This window comes from Brachybacterium sacelli (genome assembly GCF_017876545.1).
Lineage (GTDB): Bacteria > Actinomycetota > Actinomycetes > Actinomycetales > Dermabacteraceae > Brachybacterium > Brachybacterium sacelli.
This window is the reverse complement of the sequence record NZ_JAGIOD010000002.1, coordinates 465,591-482,969: the sequence shown is the minus strand read 5'-3', so window position 1 is coordinate 482,969 and position 17,379 is coordinate 465,591. Positions and strand designations below refer to the sequence as shown.

Below are 17,379 nucleotides of genomic sequence, written 5' to 3'. Positions count from 1 at the left end.
TGGGCCTCGGCGAGGTCACACCTCGTCCTCGGGTGAGCCCTCGAGCAGCCGGGTGGCGACGCGACGGATCTCCCGGGCCCACTCCTGCGGCTCATGGATCTCGACCTCGGCGTCCAGACGGCTCAGGTGCAGCAGCAGCCAGTGCCGGTCCTCGCAGTGCAGCACGATCCGGGTGCACCCCTCCCCCACGTCGGTGAGGTCCATCGACTGGTACAGCAGCGCCGAGGCGACCTCCGCCGCAGGCAGGCGGACCGTCAGCTCCACCCTGCGGGCGCTCCGGTTGATCCCCTCGAGCAGGTACTCCAGGGCAGTCCCTGCCGGCAGGTCCCGTGGCTCGAACACACGTGTCCGCACCTGGAGATCGCGGAGCCGGTCGCTGCGGAAGATCCTCCAGTCCTGCTTGTCCAGATCCCACCCCAGCAGGTACCAGCGCAGCAGGTGATGAACCTGCCGGTGCGGCTCCACCCGACGGGTGGTCTCGGTCTCGCGGCCGCGGTAGACGAACTCGACGACCCGCCGATCCCTGATCGCCGTCGACAGCACGGACAGGGCGCCGATGTCGGTCGGAGGAGCGGTGGGGGCGTCGGCCTCGAGGCCTGCACGCAGCGTCGAGACCGTCGCGGCCAAGCGGGCAGGGAGGAACTGGTCCAGCTTCCCGTAGGCCCGGGCCGCCGCCCCGCCGACACTGCCCGGCTCACCGGGATCGGTGGCGGAGGTCGAAGCGAGGGCGAGCAGCACGGCCACCGCTTCGTCATCCTCGAGCATCAGCGGCGGAACGGCTCGACCAGCGGTCAGACGGTAGTGGCCGCCGGGGCCGGGACGGGTCCGGACGGGGTAGCCGTAGCCGCGCAGACGGTCCACGTCGCGCCGCACGGTGCGCGGACTCACGCCCAGCCGACGGGCCAGCTCCGCGCTCGGGAGCTGCCGGCCGGTCTGCAGGAGGGTCAGCAGATCCAGCATCCGTCGGGTCACATCGGCCATGGTCGATGGTCCCATCGATCGCGGACAAGATACGGCCGCATCTGCCCGTAGCGTCGATCCCATGCCCGAGCAGAGCATCCGAATCCGCGACGCCCACACGCACAACCTCGATCATCTCGACCTGGACATCCGCCGCAACCGGCTGATCGTCGTCGCCGGCGTCTCCGGCTCCGGGAAGTCCTCCCTGGTCTTCGACACCATCGCCGCGGAGGCCGGGCACGAACTCAACGAGACGTTCCCGCCGTTCACCCGCAACCGGCTGCCGACCTGGACCCGCCCACAGGTCGGCTCCCTCGAGGGCCTCTCCCCCGTGATCGTGGTGGACCAACGGCGCCTCGGCGGCAACGCGCGCTCCACCGTCGGCACCATCACCGACACATGGACCTACCTGCGCCTGCTGTTCTCGCGCGTGAGCGAACCGCACGTCGGCGAGTCCACCAGCTTCTCCTTCAACGACCAGGCCGGGATGTGCCCCACCTGCTCCGGTCTCGGCGAGGTCGTGACCTCCGCCGTCGAACGGTTCCTGGACCTGGACCGCAGCCTCTCCGGCGGCGCCATCCGGCTTCCCGGGTTCGGCAACGGCGGCTACTGGTACACCAAGTACGCGGACATCGGCTCCTTCGACACCGACACTCCCCTGCGCGACTGGACGCCCGGCGAGCGCGAGGCCCTTCTGTACGGCGGAAAGCACGCGGCCGCCCTCGGCACCCGCCCGCCATCGGACTACGAGGGGGTCGTCGCGCGCTTCGAGCGGATCCACCTGCGCACCTCCGACAGCCTCTCGGATCGCAAGCGGACGACGATCGAGGAGTTCACCGAGACGTCGCCGTGCCCGGACTGCCGGGGCGACCGTCTCCACGAGGCGGCCCGCACAGCCGTGATCGAGGGCCGCACCATCGGCGAACTGAGCCGGATGGAGATCCCCGAGCTGCGCGAGGCGGTCCGCAGAGTGGAGCGTCCGGAGGTGTCCTCCGTGGTCCAGGCGCTGGTCGAACGGCTCGACGCGATGATCACGATCGGATTGGGTTACCTGCACCTGGCCCGGGCCACCACCACACTCTCCGGCGGGGAGTCCCAGCGCATCAAGGCGGTCAAGCACCTCGGCTCCAGCCTCATCGAGATGCTGTACGTGTTCGACGAACCCACCGTCGGCCTGCATCCGCACGACATCGACTCGATGGTCACGCTGCTGTCCCAGCTGCGCGACCGCGGCAACTCCGTCCTGGTCGTCGAGCACGACCCGGCGGTGATGGCCGTGGCCGACGAGATCATCGAGATCGGCCCGGAGGCCGGCAGCGGCGGCGGACGACTGGTCTTCCAGGGCAGCTTCTCGGAGCTCGGCGCCGCCGATACCCCCACCAGCCGCGCCCTCGCGGCGCGACATCCCGAGGTCGTCGCGCCCCGCTCTCCCCGGGGCTGGATCACGGTCCGTGACGCCCGACGGAACACGCTGCAGGACGTGACCGTCGACCTCCCGCTCGGCGTGTTGACGGTGCTGACCGGAGTCGCGGGATCGGGCAAGTCCAGTCTGGCCGCGGAGCTCACGACGCAGCACCCGGCCCTGGTGATCGACCAGCGTCCGGTCTCCGTGAACCGACGCTCCACCCCGATCACCTCGACGAACATCGCCGGACCGCTGCGCGCCCTGTTCGCCCGCCGCACCGGGGCGCCCGAGGGCCTGTTCAGCGCGAACTCCACGGGCGGATGCCCGCAGTGCAAGGGCCTCGGCATCCTGTACACCGATCTCGCCTTTATGGAGGGTCAGGAGACCGTCTGCCCCACCTGCCAGGGAAGGAAGTTCACGGCCGAGGCCCTCTCCCACACGCTCGACGGCCTCACGATCGCCGATGTCGAGCACCTGAGCATCGCCGAAGCCCTGGAGCGACTCGACGAGCCGAGAATCCGTGCCCGCCTGCATCAGCTGGACCGGGTCGGCCTCGGCTACCTGCGTCTCGGGCAGTCCTTGAACACCCTCTCCGGCGGCGAGGCCCAGCGGGTGAAGATCGCCAAGGAGCTGCGCGATGCCGATGAGCCGTCCCTCTACGTGCTCGACGAGCCCACCACCGGGCTCCACCTGCGGGACATCGACGGACTGCTGACCGTGCTCGACGACCTCATCGACCATGGGCACAGCGTCGTCGTCATCGAGCACGACCTCGACGTCATCCGCCGCGCCGACTGGGTCGTCGACCTGGGCCCTGGGCCAGGTCGCCACGGTGGAAGGGTGCTGTACAGCGGACCGGTCGATGGCCTCACCGACAGCGCGACGGGTGAGGCTCTGCGGGAATCGTGAGAGGTGCGGCCGCGGACGGGGACGAGCGTCGTTTCCCGCCGCGGGTGCCGATCGGCGACGACGCCCGCGAGCACGCTGCCCCGGCGTACGCCGCCCGCCGGGATCCCTACAGGAACACCAGGAGTTCCGACCGGCCATCATGACCTGGTCGAGTCCCGTCAGCAGGTTCCCCGGAGCGCACAGGACCCGAAGCGACAGGACGAGGTTTCCGGATGTCCCCCACCCTGTTCGAGGGTCATCTCCCCTGCGGCTCCCACCGCGCTTGCGTACCGTGGAGGGCATGAGCAGATTCTTCGACTCCCTCCGCAGCATCGGCTTCCGGCGCGGACCTCGACGTGTGGTCGCGGGTATCGGCGGAGGCCTGGCCGAGAAACTCGGACTCAACGTCTGGCTGGTCCGCGTGCTTGTCCTCGCCTCCTTCGCGCTTCCGGTACTGGGCGTCGGGGCGTACCTGGCGGCCTGGATCCTGGCTCCCTGGCAGGACGGAAGCATCCCGGCGGAGCGGGTCCTCGGAGGCCGACGCGGCTGATCGTGCAGCGAGCACCGCACGACGTCGCGCTGAGTGGAATCGCACTGGGACACACTGAGCACCACCGCTCGATCGAGGTTCCCGTCGCCAGAGCGCCGCGGAGCTGACGCCACCGTCCTCGGCGGATCGCACTCGAAGATGCTCAGTGAGTGACGTCCTCCCCCGTCCCGAGGCTCCGGACCATCGTCAGCTGGTGAGTCGACCGGCCCTCATGGCGGAGCCCCGGCACCCGCGGCGTCGGACCGTGCTGCGTGAAGCCCTGTGCGGAGAAAAAGCGCACTGCGAGCGGGTTCTCGACGAGGGTCTGCAGGTGGACTCCAGGGACCCCTTCCCGGCGCAGATGGTGCACGAAGGCGGCGATGAGGTTCTGGGCAGCACCGGTGCCACGAGCTCGTCGCTGCACGTTAATGTGCAGGTGGGCGGGCCACCGGGGATCGTCCAGCGCACCGGCTCGCGGCCGTCGCCTCAGGGTGTCCCCCACGGCATCGAGCATGCTCCGGGAGAAGAAGGTCAGCGCCCGCCGCCGTAGAAGGAGGCGATGACTCCGCACCGCCCGGACCAGGAGTTCGTCCTCGCTGGGCAGATCGCCGCGGCCCGTGCTCCCCACGAGGTAGCCGACCAGCTCCTCCTCGTTCACGGCCACCAGCACGGATTCGGGTTCGTGATCGAGGTACGGGGTCAGGTAGACGTCGGCCTCGGAGGCAGGGTCACCCCAGAGCGTCTCCGTAGGGGCTCCCTCACCGGCGCTCTCGAACAGCGCGAGGAGCTCTGCTCGATCCTCCTCGCGATATGCGCGCACATCGGTCGCCACCATGCCTCGATCCTACGTGGCGACGATCCGGGCACGAGCACGGTCGATCAACGCTTCGTGGCCGATCGGAGTCTGGCACGGGCCCATGGACCGCGGTCCGCTTCCACGTATCCGGAGGGTCGGTGCCACCCGAGGCCTTGCCCGCCCCGAAGAGTGAGTGTACAGTCACTCACATGGCATCCGGCACGCTCTCCACCGCAGAATCCCGACGCCCGGTCATCACCAGCGCTGCACTGCGCGCGTTCTCCCGTGGCGGGTACGGGGGCACGACGGTGGCGGACATCGCCCGCGATGCGGGCATCTCGAGCGCCTATGTCTTCAAACTCTTCCCCGGCAAGGAGCGACTCTTCGTGGCGGCCGTCGACGCCTGCTTCGAGCAGATCGAGGCCACCCTCGACCAAGCGGCCGCCGAGTCCCGCCGGTCCACACCGTCCGAGATCCTCGACGCGATGGGCGATGCCTACGCCGAGCTCATCACCGATCGCACGTTGTTGCTGATCCAGGTCCACGCCCAGTCCGTCGCCTCCGTCCCCGCGATCGGCGATGCGCTCAGAGGCGGGCTCGCCCGCATCACTCGCGTCGCGAAGGAACGATCCGGCGCCGACGACGCTGCGGTGCAGCGATTCATCGCCTACGGGCAGCTCTGCCATCTCATCGCGACCGCCGACATCGCCGAGGTCGACGCCGAATGGGCCAGGACCCTCTCGAACGGCATCCGACATCTCGATCCCCCAGGAGAAACCCATGACGACAGCGCCTGAGATCCTCATCGTCGGAGCGACGGGCTCCACCGGACGGGCCGTCAGCGGCGCGCTCGCCACAGAAGGGATTGCCCATCGGGCGATGTCGCGGGACACGACCCGCGTGACGGGCGAGCTCGCCACGCCGGTCCGCGGCGACCTCGACGATGCGCAGGGCGTCCGTGAGGCACTGAATGGCGTCCGTGCGGCGTACCTCGTGACACCCTCCACCGAGGCGGCGGAGACGCAGCAGAGGCGTTTCCTCGACGAGGCCGTCGCCGCCGGCGTCGAGCACGTCGTCCTGCTGTCCCAGCTGGGAGCTGACATCGACTCACCGGTGCGCTTCCTGCGGTATCACGCCGCCGTGGAGAACCATGCCGAAGGACTCGGAATCGGCATCAGCGCACTGCGCCCGAACCTGTTCATGCAGGGACTGCTCGCGCTGGCGGAGACGGTCCGTCGTACGGGAACTCTTCCCGCACCGATCGGCTCCGCCCCGGTGAGCGTGATCGACGTACGCGACATCGGGGAGGTCGCCGCGAATGCCCTGATCGCTCCCACACCTCTCGGCGTCCGCACGCTCACCGGACCCGAGTCCCTCACGCACGCGGAGCTGGCCGACCACCTCAGCACCGTCACCGGACGGAGGATCCGGTTCGAGGACGTCGACCCGCGACAGTTCGCGGAGGTCCTGGCGCCGGTCCTCCCCACCTGGCAGATCGAAGGGCTCCTCGAGGATTACGCTCACTACGCCAGAGGCGAGGCCACGGAGGTCACCTCGGCCGTGCCCGATCTCCTGGGTCGACCCGCCCGCGACTTCCGCCGCTTCGCCGTCGAGCACGCTGACGTCTTCCGAGTCGCCTGACGCCCCGCCTCACCCCTCGGCGAACCACCGGTCCAGCGCGCGAACCACCTCGATGTGGATCTCGGCCGTGCGCACAGGGTCCTTGACCCGCAGACCGTGGTCCGCCCCAGGAATCTCGAGCACCTCGGCCGAGAGCGCTGCGGCGATCCCGGAATCCCAGAACCCGACATCCCCGGTGCCCCCGACGAGCAGCTGCCTCCCCGGGTGCGCATCGATCGCCTCGGCCACCGGAGGCAGAGTCAGCAGAGGAGTCAACCAGACGGCGTCGAGTCGGCACTCCGCGGCGTACGGGGCCGCGAGCGTCCCCAAGGACTTGCCGATCACCCGCACCGGTCCCTCGTGATCGCCGATCGCCTCGGCCAGCTCGCACCCGACCTCCTGGGTCCCCCACTCCTCCGACGGCTCCCACCCGACCTCACGCACGAGCCAGCCGTGGCTGTCGGCCACCTGAGCGGCGAAGTTGAGCAGCGGCATCTGGCAGGTGTAGCCACGGCCGGGGAGCATCACCGCCAGGCCCGCCGTGGCGGTGCGCGTCGACCAGTCCGTGTACTCACTCACCGTGTCTCCTGCGATGCGCCTGCGGGTCGGTCCAGGTCTGATCCGCGATTCGACGGGTCCGTCGGCGGCCGCGACTGCTTCTCCACGGTCATGTGCAGCAGGGGGTACGGGCGGCCGTCGTCATCCGTCGCGCTCCGGCCGGTCACTGTGAACCCCGCGCGCCTGTAGAAGCCGACCGCCTGCTCGTTGTGTGCGTTGACGTCGACGGAGGTCACTCCATGGGCCGCCATCACATGATCCAGCAGCGTGCTCCCGATCCCGCCGCCGCGGTACTCGGCATCGACGAACAGCATCTCCAGTTTCTTCGAGTCCGTGCCCGCGAAACCGATGAGCCTCCCTCGGCGCTCCGCGACGACCACCTTCACCGCCGGCAGGTACACGTCCGAGAGATTCTGTTCGATCTCCGCACGGTGCTGCTCCGTGAGGAAGTCATGAGTGGCGTCGACCGCGCTGCGCCACACGCGCATCAGTTGCGGATACTCCCCCTCGTCATGGAGGGCCCGGATCTGCAGGTCGTCGCTCACATGCTCGACCCTACGGGAGGCCCGGTCTCTTTCCATTCATCCCGCCGCCACGAGTTGGTCACGGCGGCCGAGTTCACTGGCTCCATGGACAGCCTCACGTCGCCGAACCGCCGCACCCTGCTCAAAGGTGCCGCCGCCGCGGCCCTCGCCACGTCCCTGCCCGTCGCCGGATCCGCGTCCGCCGCGCCGGCCACGCCTCCCGGTCCGGTGGGGTCCCGGTTGACGCTCCCCTCCGGTCTCCAGACCGGCGACGTCACCTCGCGCTCTGCGGTGCTCTGGTCCCGCGCATCGGGCGCGGGACGGCTCCACGCCGTGCTGCACGCACTCGACTCCCAGGGCGAACGCCTCACCGGCAACGGCCGCAGGCGGGGGAAGGGCCGCGGCCACGACGGGCGACCGATCACCCTGCGCGGCCCATGGGCCACCGCTGACACCGACTTCACCGCGCGGATCAGCGCGGAGGGTCTGCCCTCCGGTACGACCTTCGAGACCGAGCTGTTCTTCGAGGACGAGAACGGGCAGCGCAGCGAGGTCGGCGCCGGGCGTTTCAGCACGGCTCCGGGCAAGCGGTCCGACGGCGCACAGACCTTTGTCTGGACCGCCGATACCGCAGGTCAGGGCTATGGCATCAACCCCGACGTCGGCGGCATGTTCGGCTACGAGACCATGCGTTCGTGCAGCCCCGACTTCTTCCTGCACGCCGGCGACACCATCTACGCGGACGGCCCGATCGCCGAGACCCTGGAGGAGCCGGACGGCGCCGTGTGGCGCAACGTGGTGACCGACGAGGTGGCGAAGGTGGCGGAGACGCTGCGGGAGTTCCGCGGTCGCCACAGCTACAACCTGATGGACGAGAACATCCGCGCGATGTACGCCGAGGTTCCCGTCATCGCCACCTGGGACGACCACGAGACCACCAACAACTGGTGGTCCGGCGAGGTGCTCACGGACGAGCAGTACACGGTCCGTGACGTGGACACCCTTGCTGCCCGCGGCCGACGCGCCTGGCAGGAGTACCAGCCGATCGCCGACGTGCGCGCCCTGTCCCAGGGCTCCGGTTTCGAGCCGACGCGCATCTACCGACAGATCGAACGCGGTCCGGACCTGGACGTGTTCGTGCTCGATATGCGCACGCACAAGGGCGAGAACACGGACGGTCTGGAGCAGCACGCCACCTCGATCTTCGGCGAGGAACAGCTGCAGTGGCTGCTGCACGGCCTGCGACGGTCGAAGGCGACCTGGAAGGTGATCCTCGCCGATCTCCCGTTGGGCATCATCGTCCCCGACGGGGAGGGCCAGGAGTCGATCTCCAACGCCGAGAACGGTGCGCCGCTGGGGCGCGAACTCGAGCTCGCCCGACTGCTCTCGGGGATCAAGCATCAGGGCACGCGGAACGTCGTGTTCCTCACCGGCGACGTCCACTACTGCGCAGCCCATCACTATTCCCCGGAGCGGGCCGCGTTCACGGATTTCGATCCCTTCTGGGAGTTCGTGGCCGGCCCCATCAATTCCGGTTCGTTCGGGCCCAACGAGATGGACGGGACCTTCGGGCCCAGGGTGGACTTCCAGAAGGCCGGCCCCGAGATGGGATCCCCGCGTGACGGCACGGGCCAGTTCTTCGGCCGGGTCCAGGTCGCCCCGCACGGCGAGGAGTTCACCGTCGAACTGATCGACGCCAACGGCGACGTGCAGTACACCAGGACGTTGACGCCGGAGGGCTGACGTCACCCCGTCCCGAGCATCGCGGAAGTCTCGAGGCAGCGGCAGTCCCGGGACCTAGTGTGAGTGCCCGAGAGCAACACCGGGAGAACACATGGCAGTCCTCGCCGCCGGCCGACGACACTCCGTGGCATGCCGCGACGACGGGTCCGTCATCGCCGTCGGCAATGGTCGTGCCGGTGAGTGCGACGTCGCCTCCTGGTCGGCCGTCACCGCCGTCGCGGCCGGGAACGTGCACACTGCGCGCAACACCGGTCGATCACACACGATCGGACTGCGCGCCGACGGCACCGTTCTCGCGACCGGTTGGAATCGCGAAGGACAGACCGACGTCTCCACGTGGAGCGAGATCACCGCCGTCGCCGCCGGATGGAGAACGACTCTCGGACTCCGGAGGGACGGCACTGTGATCGCCACCGGACGCCGGGCGGAGGGCCAATGCGACGTAGGTGCCTGGGAAGACGTCGTCTCGATCGCCGGTGGGGACTGGCACACCGTCGCTGTTCGTCACGAGGGCAGAGCACTCGCCACCGGCAACAACCGGTACGGACAATGCGAGGTCGGCGAGTGGACAAAGCTGGTCGGCATCTCCGCCGGTCATCTCCACACGATCGGATGGCGCGTGGATGGAACCGTCGTGGCGACCGGTGGGAACAGCTCAGGTCAGTGCGATGTCGCTCCGTGGAGAGGCGCCACAGCGGTGGCGGCAGGCAGCCATCACAGCCTCGCGCTCTGTGCTGACGGGACGGTCCGCGCCGTCGGAGACAATCAGTCCGGGCAGTGCGACGTGCAGAGGTGGCGCGACGTCACGGCGATCGCGGCCGGATCGAAGCACTCGCTGGGACTTCTCGCCGACGGGACCGTGGTGGCGACGGGAGACGGCACCGACCTGCAGTGCGATGTGAGCACCTGGCGGATCTGCCCATGACGAGCGGAACCCGCGACCCGGTGGTGCGCCGGGACCCGACGTCCCGTCGACGCGGAGCTCCACCGCGTCGCCGCGGATAGGGCCCTCTGGCTCACGCAGAAGCGCCACCGCGACGTGATGGGGATTCTCCGCGACGTGCTCCGCACGAGCTTGACCGTGACGCGACGTCATAGTTTGAACTTGCCGCATGACCATCGACGAGACCGCCACCGACGGCGGGCTCGATCAGCTCGCGGCGCAGGCACAGGCCCGATCATCAATTTCCGCACGCCGTGACCTGATAGGTGGTCGCCAGCTTCTCGTAGCCGGTCGTGATGTCACGTCATTGCTGGACCAGCCCGAACTGCGGCTCCACGACGCCGCGACCTCGATATGCGCGGTTCACCTACTCACCACGACAAGGGAGCATCTCCATGCGAATTCTTGAGAACCTTCGAACAGTGCTGCGGGACAACTGGTATACGTACCTGGTATCGAACCTCGTGGTCTACGGCACTCTCGTCATGACGATGATCGCGACCGTCTACATTCCCGGGCTCCATGGCGTGGGCCTCAGGAACACTGAAGCCTTCCTGGGCTCGCCCGGGTCGCTCTGGGTTGTCGAGGCCTATGCCAGTGGCAGCATCGTGAGAGCAGCGCTGATGACGCTTCTCGGCAACCTCCTGTTCGCGGCCTTGGCGACGACGACGCTACCCTCACTCATCATTCCCTTCTTCGGTGTGGTCGCGACTATCGGGCGCGCAGTCTTCATCGGCATGCCGTTCGCTCCGACATCATTGGAAGGGTTCATCGCGCTCATCGTCACGTCACCGGTACTGCTGCTCGAGTTCCAGGCTTACGTCCTGGCGATGCTGGGCTCCATCATCCTGTGGCGGTCGGCCCTCGGGTACCGGCGACGCAATCTCTCGTCGGCTTGGGAAGGGTACCTCGCCGGCATCAAGGACAACATCCGCCTCTATCCGGCGATCATCATCGTGCTTCTCGGCATCGCATTCGTCGAAGCCGTCACGGCCCTGTTCCTGCACTGACCTCGATGCACCGTGACGGTCGCTCAGCGGACCATCGTCATTGCCGCCCCGCACGGCATCCACGGCGACCCCAAGAGACTGCGCCCGCGGCTCATCTGCCGCGCGATGCGGGCCCTGCGAGCATGCTACAGGCCGGAGTCAGGCACGCCTCCCTGCAGCATCAACTGAGCCTCTCATCTGGGGTTCACACGTTGAATCTGAACTCCACCGCGTTCCGGCACAGACCAACCTCTGGACGATCCTCCGCCTCACCGAGTCCAGCGATCCAGAGGGCCCGCGGCTAGGTGTAGTTGGTCATGACGTTGTCGACGCCGGTGTGAAGTCGTGAGGCCGGGGGCTGGTCGCCGCAGGCGGTGTGGGGTCGGTGGAAATTGTAGTGATGGACCCAGATCGCGATCGCTTCGCGCCGCTCGGTCTCGGAGCCGTAGGGGCGGGCGTAGAGGCACTCCTCGGCCAGGATCCGCTGGTAGCGCTCGATCTTGCCGTTGTGGCGAGGTGTGTAGATCCTCGTACGCTGGTGCCGGGAGATGAAAGCGCAGGTCGATCGCCGAAACGCTGAGGCGGTGTAGTTGCTGCCGTTGTCGGTGACCAGCCGCGTGATCCAGGTGATGCCGTGCGCGGCGAAGAACACGCGGGCGCGATGGAAGAACCCGATGGTCGTGATCGCTTTCTCGTCCTCGAGCGACTCGGTGTAGGACAGGCGGGAGAAGCCGTCCTCCATGGAGTGGAGGTAGGTGTAGCCGACCTTTTGCTTGTGGGCGCGCTTGCCGGCGAGGGCCAGTTCGCTGCCACGACCATGGGCCCGCCAGCCGCCGCCGTCGGGAATCTGACCGACCTTCTTGACGTCCATGTGGACTATGTGGCCGGGGTAGCGGGCGGTGATCTTCCCTGGTGAACGCAGGTTCTCACCGTCTGGGGTGATATCGCGGATCCGGTTCAAGCCGAGGCGGTCCAGCCACCTCGTCACCGTCCTCACGCAGCACGCGAACCCGTGGCCGTCGGCGAGCTCGCGGGCGATCCGGCGCGCGGACCACTTCCTCTTCCGCCGCCAGGACTCGATCAGCTCGAGCACCCAGATCGGGAGGCGGGTGGGGCGGTTCGCCGGCGCGCTGGAGTGGTCTTGCAGGCCTGGGTCGCCGTGCTCGCGGTAGCGGCCGACCCATTTCGAGAGCGTGGTGCGAGCGATGTGAAACTCGGCCGCGACGTGGGCGATCGGGCGACCGGAGTCGATGACCTGCGCGACAGCTCGCTGCCTTCCAACGACGGTCAGCGGCGCATTACGGTGGTGCATGGAACGGGCCTCTTCCTGCGAGACGGTTGCTTAGACACCACCCATCGTGCAGTCCAGGGGCCCGTTCCTTCATCCCATACGCCGTGACCACAACGTCATGACCCGCAACAGCTAGGGCGTGTCTTATAAAGGTTGAGCGGTCTGGCTGAGACTCTGGAGGGGTGTCGCGCTTCCAGCTCCTCTCCGATGATCAGTGGGCGTTGATCGCGCCGTTCCTTCCGTCCCGAACGGGCCGCCAGGGCCGCCCGTTCTCGGACGCGCGGGCGATCGTGGAGGGCATCATCTACCGATACCGGTGCGGGATTGCGTGGCGCGACCTGCCGCGAGAGTTCGGCCCATGGCAGACCGTGTGGCGGTGGCACCGCAACCTCGCCGGCGACGGCACCTGGGACCAGATCCATCAGAGGCTGCTGGCCGCCGCTGATCGGGACGGGAAGATCGGCTGGACGGTGTCGGTGGACTCGTCGATTGCCCGTGCGCATCAGCACGCGACCAATGTCACGCGCCCCACAGGGGGCTGGATTGAATTACACGGATCCGGCCGTCGAGCAGCCTGATCACGCGGTCGGACGCTCCCGCGGCGGGCTGTCGACGAAGATCCACCAGCTTGTCGACGACCATCGGCTCCCGATGGTGGTCGCCGTTGCGCCCGGCCAGTCCGGCGATGCGCCCGCGTTACTGCCACTGCTATCCAGGCTCCGTGTCGCGCGCCCACTCGGGCGTCCCCGCACGCGTCCCGACGCGGTCCGTGGAGACAAGGCGTACTCCGCCCGCGCAATCCGCGCCCACCTGCGCGATCGCGGGATCCGCGCCGTGATCCCGCAACCGCGCGATCAGCAGGCTCACCGCAAACGACGCGGGTCGCGCGGCGGGCGCCCTCTTGGCTTCGACGCAGTCGAATACAAGGGGCGCAACGTCGTGGAGCGGCGCTTCAGTGATGTGAAGCAGTGGCGTGGGCTCGCGACGCGCTACGACAAGCTCGCGATCGTGTTCCGCGCCGCCGTGGTGCTCAACGCGGTGATCGCCTGGACCCAGCGATGCTTACAAGCCATGTCCTAGAGAGCGCGATCGACCACTGAGCTTCACATTGGAACGACGACCCCCAACCGTTCATGTGGACTGAGACCGTCGAGGACATCATGATCAAGATCACACGAGCACGAGCCACCCCCAGCGATGCATCACACCACTTGAATGCTTCATGCGCGTGAACTACTATGGAGACAACTACTCGGGAGGATGACGGAAATGGATACACCTGAAGCATGCTTGGACCGCATCCGCGATGCATGGAACAACGCAGATGCCGAGGCGTACGGTGCCGAGTTCGAAGAGGATGCGACTTACGTGGCCTGGTCCGGCGAGCTGCAGCACGGCCGCCAGCGAATCGTCGAGGGCCACGCGGAGATCTTCTCGAAGTGGCTCGATGGAAAGAAGATGCGGGTGACGCCGATCCGGAAGGTGCAGCTTTCGGAGACCTCGGCAGTGTTCACCACCGTCGGCGGCTTAGGTGCCGAGGATACGCCTCACGACAAGTTTCAGACGTTCACGTTCGTACGTCGTGGACAGCGGTGGTTCTGTACCGCCTACCAGAACACCAAGATGGATGAGTCGGCAAAGGTAATGTTCAACGCTCCGCACCTATGACCGACGACGCAAATCTCGCTGCGCTGTTCGTGCAAGTCTCGGACCGGGTGCGCAGCGTTCGCCGCGGTGATCTGGCGGTCCTCGACGCAGCGTCGGTGACGGCAACCCAGGCGATCCTGCTTGATCGAGTGGCGCGCGGCGCGGCATCGACTCCCTCGACGATCGCTTTCTCGCTCGGGCTGTCACAACCTTCTGCGACGCAGATGATCGATCGTCTGGAAACTGCGGGCTACCTACGCCGTACTAAGAGTCCCGTCGACCGGCGGAGCAAGACGATCACTGTCACTGCGAAGACCAGAGCCCTGTTGGAGCGGCTCGCGCGCGCGCGTTACAACGATGCCGAGGCTGAGATGACCGCACTGTCGCCGGCGACCCGCCAGGCGTTGGCTCATGCGCTCAGCGCGGCACTCGATGAGCTCGCCTTGCGGTGAGAACCGAGAACCAGCCTTCGAACATGTTCAGTCACGACGCGAACTGAATCGCTCTGAGTTTCGTCCCTATCGGGTTCCCTATCCAGCGAGCGTTCGCTGGGCTGATTCGGTCGCGGCGCTCATACCGAGCAGGCCGAGGCGGCATGCCGCACCGCGGACATCAGGTTCGGTCGACCGCCGCTCGCGCGCGCTTCATCGAGCATCCGGAGGGCGCGCTCGCGCATCTCGGGAGAGCATCTCTGGTTCGGTTCCATCCTTGCATGAAGAACGGAACGAAACCCAGGGCGGTTCAGGCTGCTCACGTCTTCGCGACAGACACCCCGTGGTAGCTTCTACGACGCAGGCGCGGGACACTCCCGGTCGTAGGGCGCAACGGCACAAGAGCCGAAAGGGCTAGGCCCACCTACGTCACTTCGGAAGAAGGAGTCATGCCCACGATCGACACCTACAAGAAGCAGGCAAAACTGCTGGTCCGCTGGCATCGCGAGGGCAACCATTCGATCGGCGGTCGCATCCGGCAGCTCGCACGCTATCGGGCGCTGTCCGACCGTGAAGCGCTCGCTTTGCCATTCCCCCTCCACGAGGCCCAGGAGATCATCGCCCTCGAAGCGGGGTACACCAGTTGGGCCGACTTGAAGACGAGCGCCGACACCGCCCCTCCTGTCGGCGAACGGCCGGAACAGGGAGAATCCGCGACGCTATTCAGCACGCCGGTGCTGCACGTCGCCGATGTCGACATCTCAGCTACGTTCTATCGGGACCAGCTCGGATTTCGGATCGACTTCCTCCACGGGAGCCCACCGTTCTACGGAGCGGCCTCACGGGACGGCGCACGGCTGCACCTGAAGCTCGTGCATGAGTCGGTATTCGACGTTAATGCCGCGCGGAGGGAGGGACTGATCATGGCGTACATCGACGCGCCCAGTGTTCGGGAACTGTACTCCGAGTACCGGGCAACGGGCGTCGAGATCGTGCAGAAGCTGACCAAGCAGGCGTGGGGCGGCACCGACTTCATCGTTCGAGATCCGGACGGCAACGGAATCGCATTCGTGGGGTGAGAGCCTCGAACTGCGCGCCTAGAACGCCTGGTCAGTGGCGGTTCTACACGTTGAATCTGAATTCCACCGCATGCCAGCACGGAGAACCATCAGCGATGACGTTGCCTCATTTCGTGCTGAGGCGCGCGGTGAGTGCGTCTGCGATCTCGTCCGCAGTCCGCGCTGCCGTGTCAAACTCCAGGACCTCATCGGACCACGCGGCGTAGTCAGCGCGCCGGCGCTTAACGTCCGTCCAGGTCGGCTCACCGACGAAAACGAGACCGCGATTCCTGCCGCTGAGCCTTCGCTCATGCTCCCGCGCATCGGAGATCATGAGGTACACGAACTCGATGCATGCATCCGTTCGCGAGGCCGCCGTCCGCCAGGTCTGCCGAGCCTCTTCACTGTCGTTGACAGCATCGACGACGACATCGTGATCGAGCCGCAGATTCTGCTCCGCCATGGCACGCACCGCCTCGTACGCCGCGACGCCGACTTGCCACCCTGACGGCAGACCGCAGGCGAGGATCGACTCCTCGACTGCGTCGATGGAAAGATGGACCGACCCCGTGCGCGCAGCGATGATCTCGGCGACGCTCGTCTTCCCGGCCCCGGGCAGACCGGAGACCACGACGAGGCGAACGGTCACGCGACTACCAGCGGCGTGATCGCAGCGACCTTGTCGCGCAGCGCCCGCCGCTCGAGCCGAAGCTCGTAGTTCGACTGCAGGTTCATCCAGAGCTCCTCGGACGTCCCGAAGTACCGCGCCAGACGGATCGCCGTGTCAGCCGTAATCCCTCGCTTGCCGTGCACGATCTCGTTGATCCGACGCGGCGGCACACCGATGGACACCGCCAGCTTGTTCTGCGTGATCCCGAATCCCTCGATGAAATCCTCCATCAGGATCTCTCCCGGGTGGATCGGCTCGATCAGATCGGACTCAGTGGTAGTCGACGAGTTCGACACCGTCCGCACCTCCCTCTCTCCAGACGAAGCAGAGACGCCATTGCGCGTTCACGCCGATGCTGTGCTGCCCGCAACGGTCGCCGACCAGCCGCTCCAGGCGGTTCCCCGGCGGGACCCGGAGGTCCTCGACATCCGTCGCCGCATGGATCAGCTCGAGCTTCCGCAAGGTCGCCCGCTGCACCGTCCGGTCGACGCGCTTGACGTACTGCTCATGCCAGATGCGTTCGGTGTCCTTGCTGCCGAACGATCTGATCACGAGACCAGTGTATAACGACCGTCGCTATTAACGCTAGACGTTAAACCGGAACTCCACCGCGTTTCGTCACTTGCGGAACATCTGGAGTCAAGCAACCTGCACGCGCTGGTCACCCAACACATACTCGATCGCCAAGCCCCCGCCGACCGCTTCGAGGTAGCTGCGAATCGTGCCGATCTTCGCGCTGTCGAGGTCCCCGCGCTCGATCTTGGAGACCTGACGCTGCCCCACGCCGATACGTTCCGCGAGCTGCGCTTGGGTCAGGCCCGCTTCTTCGCGCAATTCGCGGAGACGGTAAGCGCGCACCTCGGCGAGCATCCGCTCCTTGTACGCATCGACACGCTCCCTGTCCACAGGGTGCTCGGCGACGAAGTCCTTCAGCGACATGGCCATCTCGATCACTCTCCTTTCAATCTGCGCAAATGAACGTCAAACAGGTCGTCGGCCCTCGGGATATTTCTCGTGTACCAGCGCTTCCAATTGCCGGACTTGTCACCGGCGATCAGCATGATCGCCGAGCGCTCTGGACCGAAAGCGAACAGGATACGCAGTTCTGACCGACCGGACGACCCCGGCCTGAGCTCCTTCATATTGCGATGTTTCGACGATGCCACCGTGTCGACGATAGGCCGCCCAAGTTGAGGACCGCGGTATTCAAGTAGCTCGATTGCAGCGACCACCTGCGCACGAGATTCATCGTCCAGCGAAGCGAGCCACCCAACGATCAGCTCGATGTCCACGCTCCACATACCTCCAGTATAGACCCCGCATGGTC

General features: G+C 67.0%; 22 protein-coding genes. 12 read left to right on the top strand and 10 right to left on the bottom strand.

Annotation, left to right across the window (positions count from 1 at the left end; translation table 11 throughout):
* Window positions 1-15: 15 nt before the first annotated feature.
* A complete protein-coding gene (locus tag JOF43_RS16415) occupies window positions 16-981 on the bottom strand; it encodes a helix-turn-helix transcriptional regulator (RefSeq protein WP_209904009.1) in 966 nt (321 codons plus the stop codon).
* A 61-nt stretch (window positions 982-1,042) separates the two neighbouring features.
* Between JOF43_RS16415 and JOF43_RS16410 the strand changes: the two genes are divergently transcribed.
* Together JOF43_RS16410 and JOF43_RS16405 are read left to right on the top strand one after the other, a co-directional pair.
* Window positions 1,043-3,274 carry an ATP-binding cassette domain-containing protein gene (locus tag JOF43_RS16410; protein WP_209904008.1) on the top strand — a complete coding sequence of 744 codons (2,232 nt, stop codon included), beginning with the start codon at window positions 1,043-1,045 and terminating at the stop codon, window positions 3,272-3,274.
* Between the two features lie 280 nt (window positions 3,275-3,554).
* A complete protein-coding gene (locus JOF43_RS16405) occupies window positions 3,555-3,803 on the top strand; it encodes a PspC domain-containing protein (protein ID WP_209904006.1) in 249 nt (82 codons plus the stop codon).
* Window positions 3,804-3,945: 142 nt separating this feature from the next.
* On the opposite strand, the gene JOF43_RS16400 is transcribed toward JOF43_RS16405, so the two are convergent.
* On the bottom strand, window positions 3,946-4,617 hold the full coding sequence (locus tag JOF43_RS16400; RefSeq protein ID WP_209904004.1) for a GNAT family N-acetyltransferase: 672 nt from the start codon (window positions 4,615-4,617) through the stop codon (window positions 3,946-3,948).
* 170 nt (window positions 4,618-4,787) lie between these two features.
* On the opposite strand from JOF43_RS16400, the gene JOF43_RS16395 reads away from it, so the two are divergent.
* On the top strand, window positions 4,788-5,375 hold the full coding sequence (locus tag JOF43_RS16395; RefSeq protein WP_209904002.1) for a TetR/AcrR family transcriptional regulator: 588 nt from the start codon (window positions 4,788-4,790) through the stop codon (window positions 5,373-5,375).
* Window positions 5,359-6,219 carry an NmrA family NAD(P)-binding protein gene (locus JOF43_RS16390; protein ID WP_209904000.1) on the top strand — a complete coding sequence of 287 codons (861 nt, stop codon included), beginning with the start codon at window positions 5,359-5,361 and terminating at the stop codon, window positions 6,217-6,219. The genes JOF43_RS16395 and JOF43_RS16390 overlap by 17 nt, the downstream gene beginning before the upstream one ends.
* A gap of 9 nt (window positions 6,220-6,228) precedes the next feature.
* On the opposite strand, the gene JOF43_RS16385 is transcribed toward JOF43_RS16390, so the two are convergent.
* The gene (locus JOF43_RS16385; RefSeq protein WP_209903999.1) at window positions 6,229-6,777 is read right to left on the bottom strand and encodes a hypothetical protein; all 549 of its coding nucleotides are present in this window, start codon (window positions 6,775-6,777) and stop codon (window positions 6,229-6,231) included.
* Entirely contained in the window at window positions 6,774-7,301 is a 528-nt protein-coding gene (locus tag JOF43_RS16380) for an acetyltransferase (protein WP_342592215.1), read from the bottom strand. The genes JOF43_RS16385 and JOF43_RS16380 overlap by 4 nt, the downstream gene beginning before the upstream one ends.
* 84 nt (window positions 7,302-7,385) lie before the next feature.
* On the opposite strand from JOF43_RS16380, the gene JOF43_RS16375 reads away from it, so the two are divergent.
* The 4 genes from JOF43_RS16375 (at window position 7,386) to JOF43_RS16360 (ending at window position 10,976) form a co-directional block, all read left to right on the top strand.
* Entirely contained in the window at window positions 7,386-9,023 is a 1,638-nt protein-coding gene (locus JOF43_RS16375) for an alkaline phosphatase D family protein (protein ID WP_209903995.1), read from the top strand.
* A gap of 91 nt (window positions 9,024-9,114) precedes the next feature.
* Entirely contained in the window at window positions 9,115-9,948 is an 834-nt protein-coding gene (locus JOF43_RS16370; RefSeq protein ID WP_209903993.1) for an RCC1 domain-containing protein, read from the top strand.
* 187 nt (window positions 9,949-10,135) lie between these two features.
* Window positions 10,136-10,375: a hypothetical protein gene (locus JOF43_RS16365; protein ID WP_209903992.1), complete on the top strand. Its 240-nt coding sequence runs from the start codon at window positions 10,136-10,138 to the stop codon at window positions 10,373-10,375.
* Complete coding sequence (locus tag JOF43_RS16360) at window positions 10,362-10,976, top strand: hypothetical protein (RefSeq protein WP_209903990.1); 615 nt, start codon at window positions 10,362-10,364, stop codon at window positions 10,974-10,976. Before JOF43_RS16365 ends, JOF43_RS16360 begins: the two co-directional genes overlap by 14 nt.
* Before the next feature lie 280 nt (window positions 10,977-11,256).
* Here JOF43_RS16360 and JOF43_RS16355 read toward each other — a convergent pair whose 3' ends face one another.
* Window positions 11,257-12,267: an IS481 family transposase gene (locus tag JOF43_RS16355; protein ID WP_209903502.1), complete on the bottom strand. Its 1,011-nt coding sequence runs from the start codon at window positions 12,265-12,267 to the stop codon at window positions 11,257-11,259.
* Window positions 12,268-12,428: 161 nt separating this feature from the next.
* On the opposite strand from JOF43_RS16355, the gene JOF43_RS16350 reads away from it, so the two are divergent.
* The 4 genes from JOF43_RS16350 to JOF43_RS16335 all read left to right on the top strand — a co-directional run bounded on the left by JOF43_RS16350 (window position 12,429) and on the right by JOF43_RS16335 (window position 15,403).
* Window positions 12,429-13,326, top strand: a protein-coding gene (locus JOF43_RS16350) for an IS5 family transposase (RefSeq protein WP_209903988.1) whose coding sequence is annotated in 2 segments (ribosomal slippage) — window positions 12,429-12,779 and window positions 12,781-13,326 — 897 coding nt in all. Because the reading frame shifts where the segments join, the coding sequence is not laid out codon by codon here.
* Window positions 13,327-13,515: 189 nt separating this feature from the next.
* Window positions 13,516-13,914: an SgcJ/EcaC family oxidoreductase gene (locus JOF43_RS16345; protein WP_181148610.1), complete on the top strand. Its 399-nt coding sequence runs from the start codon at window positions 13,516-13,518 to the stop codon at window positions 13,912-13,914.
* Window positions 13,911-14,345, top strand: a complete 435-nt coding sequence (locus JOF43_RS16340) for a MarR family transcriptional regulator (RefSeq protein WP_105554486.1) — start codon at window positions 13,911-13,913, stop codon at window positions 14,343-14,345. The genes JOF43_RS16345 and JOF43_RS16340 overlap by 4 nt, the downstream gene beginning before the upstream one ends.
* 428 nt (window positions 14,346-14,773) lie before the next feature.
* Complete coding sequence (locus tag JOF43_RS16335) at window positions 14,774-15,403, top strand: VOC family protein (RefSeq protein ID WP_209903986.1); 630 nt, start codon at window positions 14,774-14,776, stop codon at window positions 15,401-15,403.
* A gap of 106 nt (window positions 15,404-15,509) precedes the next feature.
* Here JOF43_RS16335 and JOF43_RS16330 read toward each other — a convergent pair whose 3' ends face one another.
* From JOF43_RS16330 to JOF43_RS16310, 5 genes are all read right to left on the bottom strand, one after another.
* On the bottom strand, window positions 15,510-16,031 hold the full coding sequence (locus JOF43_RS16330) for a P-loop nucleotide/nucleoside kinase family protein (protein WP_209903985.1): 522 nt from the start codon (window positions 16,029-16,031) through the stop codon (window positions 15,510-15,512).
* Window positions 16,028-16,348: a HigA family addiction module antitoxin gene (locus JOF43_RS16325; protein WP_209905362.1), complete on the bottom strand. Its 321-nt coding sequence runs from the start codon at window positions 16,346-16,348 to the stop codon at window positions 16,028-16,030. Before JOF43_RS16325 ends, JOF43_RS16330 begins: the two co-directional genes overlap by 4 nt.
* On the bottom strand, window positions 16,323-16,604 hold the full coding sequence (locus JOF43_RS16320) for a type II toxin-antitoxin system RelE/ParE family toxin (protein ID WP_209903983.1): 282 nt from the start codon (window positions 16,602-16,604) through the stop codon (window positions 16,323-16,325). Before JOF43_RS16320 ends, JOF43_RS16325 begins: the two co-directional genes overlap by 26 nt.
* A gap of 87 nt (window positions 16,605-16,691) precedes the next feature.
* Window positions 16,692-16,997 (bottom strand): helix-turn-helix transcriptional regulator, encoded by a 306-nt coding sequence (locus JOF43_RS16315; RefSeq protein WP_209903981.1) that lies wholly within the window; start codon window positions 16,995-16,997, stop codon window positions 16,692-16,694.
* Window positions 16,998-17,002: 5 nt separating this feature from the next.
* Window positions 17,003-17,353 (bottom strand): type II toxin-antitoxin system RelE/ParE family toxin, encoded by a 351-nt coding sequence (locus JOF43_RS16310; protein ID WP_209903980.1) that lies wholly within the window; start codon window positions 17,351-17,353, stop codon window positions 17,003-17,005.
* Window positions 17,354-17,379 lie beyond the last annotated feature (26 nt).

What these genes read in the sequence shown, in the direction of transcription:
- JOF43_RS16415 (WP_209904009.1), bottom strand. Translation starts at nt 981, where the DNA reads ATGGCCGATGTGACCCGACGGATGCTGGATCTGCTGACCCTCCTGCAG.
- JOF43_RS16410 (WP_209904008.1), top strand. Translation starts at nt 1,043, where the DNA reads ATGCCCGAGCAGAGCATCCGAATCCGCGACGCCCACACGCACAACCTC.
- JOF43_RS16405 (WP_209904006.1), top strand. Translation starts at nt 3,555, where the DNA reads ATGAGCAGATTCTTCGACTCCCTCCGCAGCATCGGCTTCCGGCGCGGA.
- JOF43_RS16400 (WP_209904004.1), bottom strand. Translation starts at nt 4,617, where the DNA reads ATGGTGGCGACCGATGTGCGCGCATATCGCGAGGAGGATCGAGCAGAG.
- JOF43_RS16395 (WP_209904002.1), top strand. Translation starts at nt 4,788, where the DNA reads ATGGCATCCGGCACGCTCTCCACCGCAGAATCCCGACGCCCGGTCATC.
- JOF43_RS16390 (WP_209904000.1), top strand. Translation starts at nt 5,359, where the DNA reads ATGACGACAGCGCCTGAGATCCTCATCGTCGGAGCGACGGGCTCCACC.
- JOF43_RS16375 (WP_209903995.1), top strand. Translation starts at nt 7,386, where the DNA reads ATGGACAGCCTCACGTCGCCGAACCGCCGCACCCTGCTCAAAGGTGCC.
- JOF43_RS16370 (WP_209903993.1), top strand. Translation starts at nt 9,115, where the DNA reads ATGGCAGTCCTCGCCGCCGGCCGACGACACTCCGTGGCATGCCGCGAC.
- JOF43_RS16365 (WP_209903992.1), top strand. Translation starts at nt 10,136, where the DNA reads ATGACCATCGACGAGACCGCCACCGACGGCGGGCTCGATCAGCTCGCG.
- JOF43_RS16360 (WP_209903990.1), top strand. Translation starts at nt 10,362, where the DNA reads ATGCGAATTCTTGAGAACCTTCGAACAGTGCTGCGGGACAACTGGTAT.
- JOF43_RS16355 (WP_209903502.1), bottom strand. Translation starts at nt 12,267, where the DNA reads ATGCACCACCGTAATGCGCCGCTGACCGTCGTTGGAAGGCAGCGAGCT.
- JOF43_RS16345 (WP_181148610.1), top strand. Translation starts at nt 13,516, where the DNA reads ATGGATACACCTGAAGCATGCTTGGACCGCATCCGCGATGCATGGAAC.
- JOF43_RS16340 (WP_105554486.1), top strand. Translation starts at nt 13,911, where the DNA reads ATGACCGACGACGCAAATCTCGCTGCGCTGTTCGTGCAAGTCTCGGAC.
- JOF43_RS16335 (WP_209903986.1), top strand. Translation starts at nt 14,774, where the DNA reads ATGCCCACGATCGACACCTACAAGAAGCAGGCAAAACTGCTGGTCCGC.
- JOF43_RS16315 (WP_209903981.1), bottom strand. Translation starts at nt 16,997, where the DNA reads ATGGCCATGTCGCTGAAGGACTTCGTCGCCGAGCACCCTGTGGACAGG.
- JOF43_RS16310 (WP_209903980.1), bottom strand. Translation starts at nt 17,353, where the DNA reads ATGTGGAGCGTGGACATCGAGCTGATCGTTGGGTGGCTCGCTTCGCTG.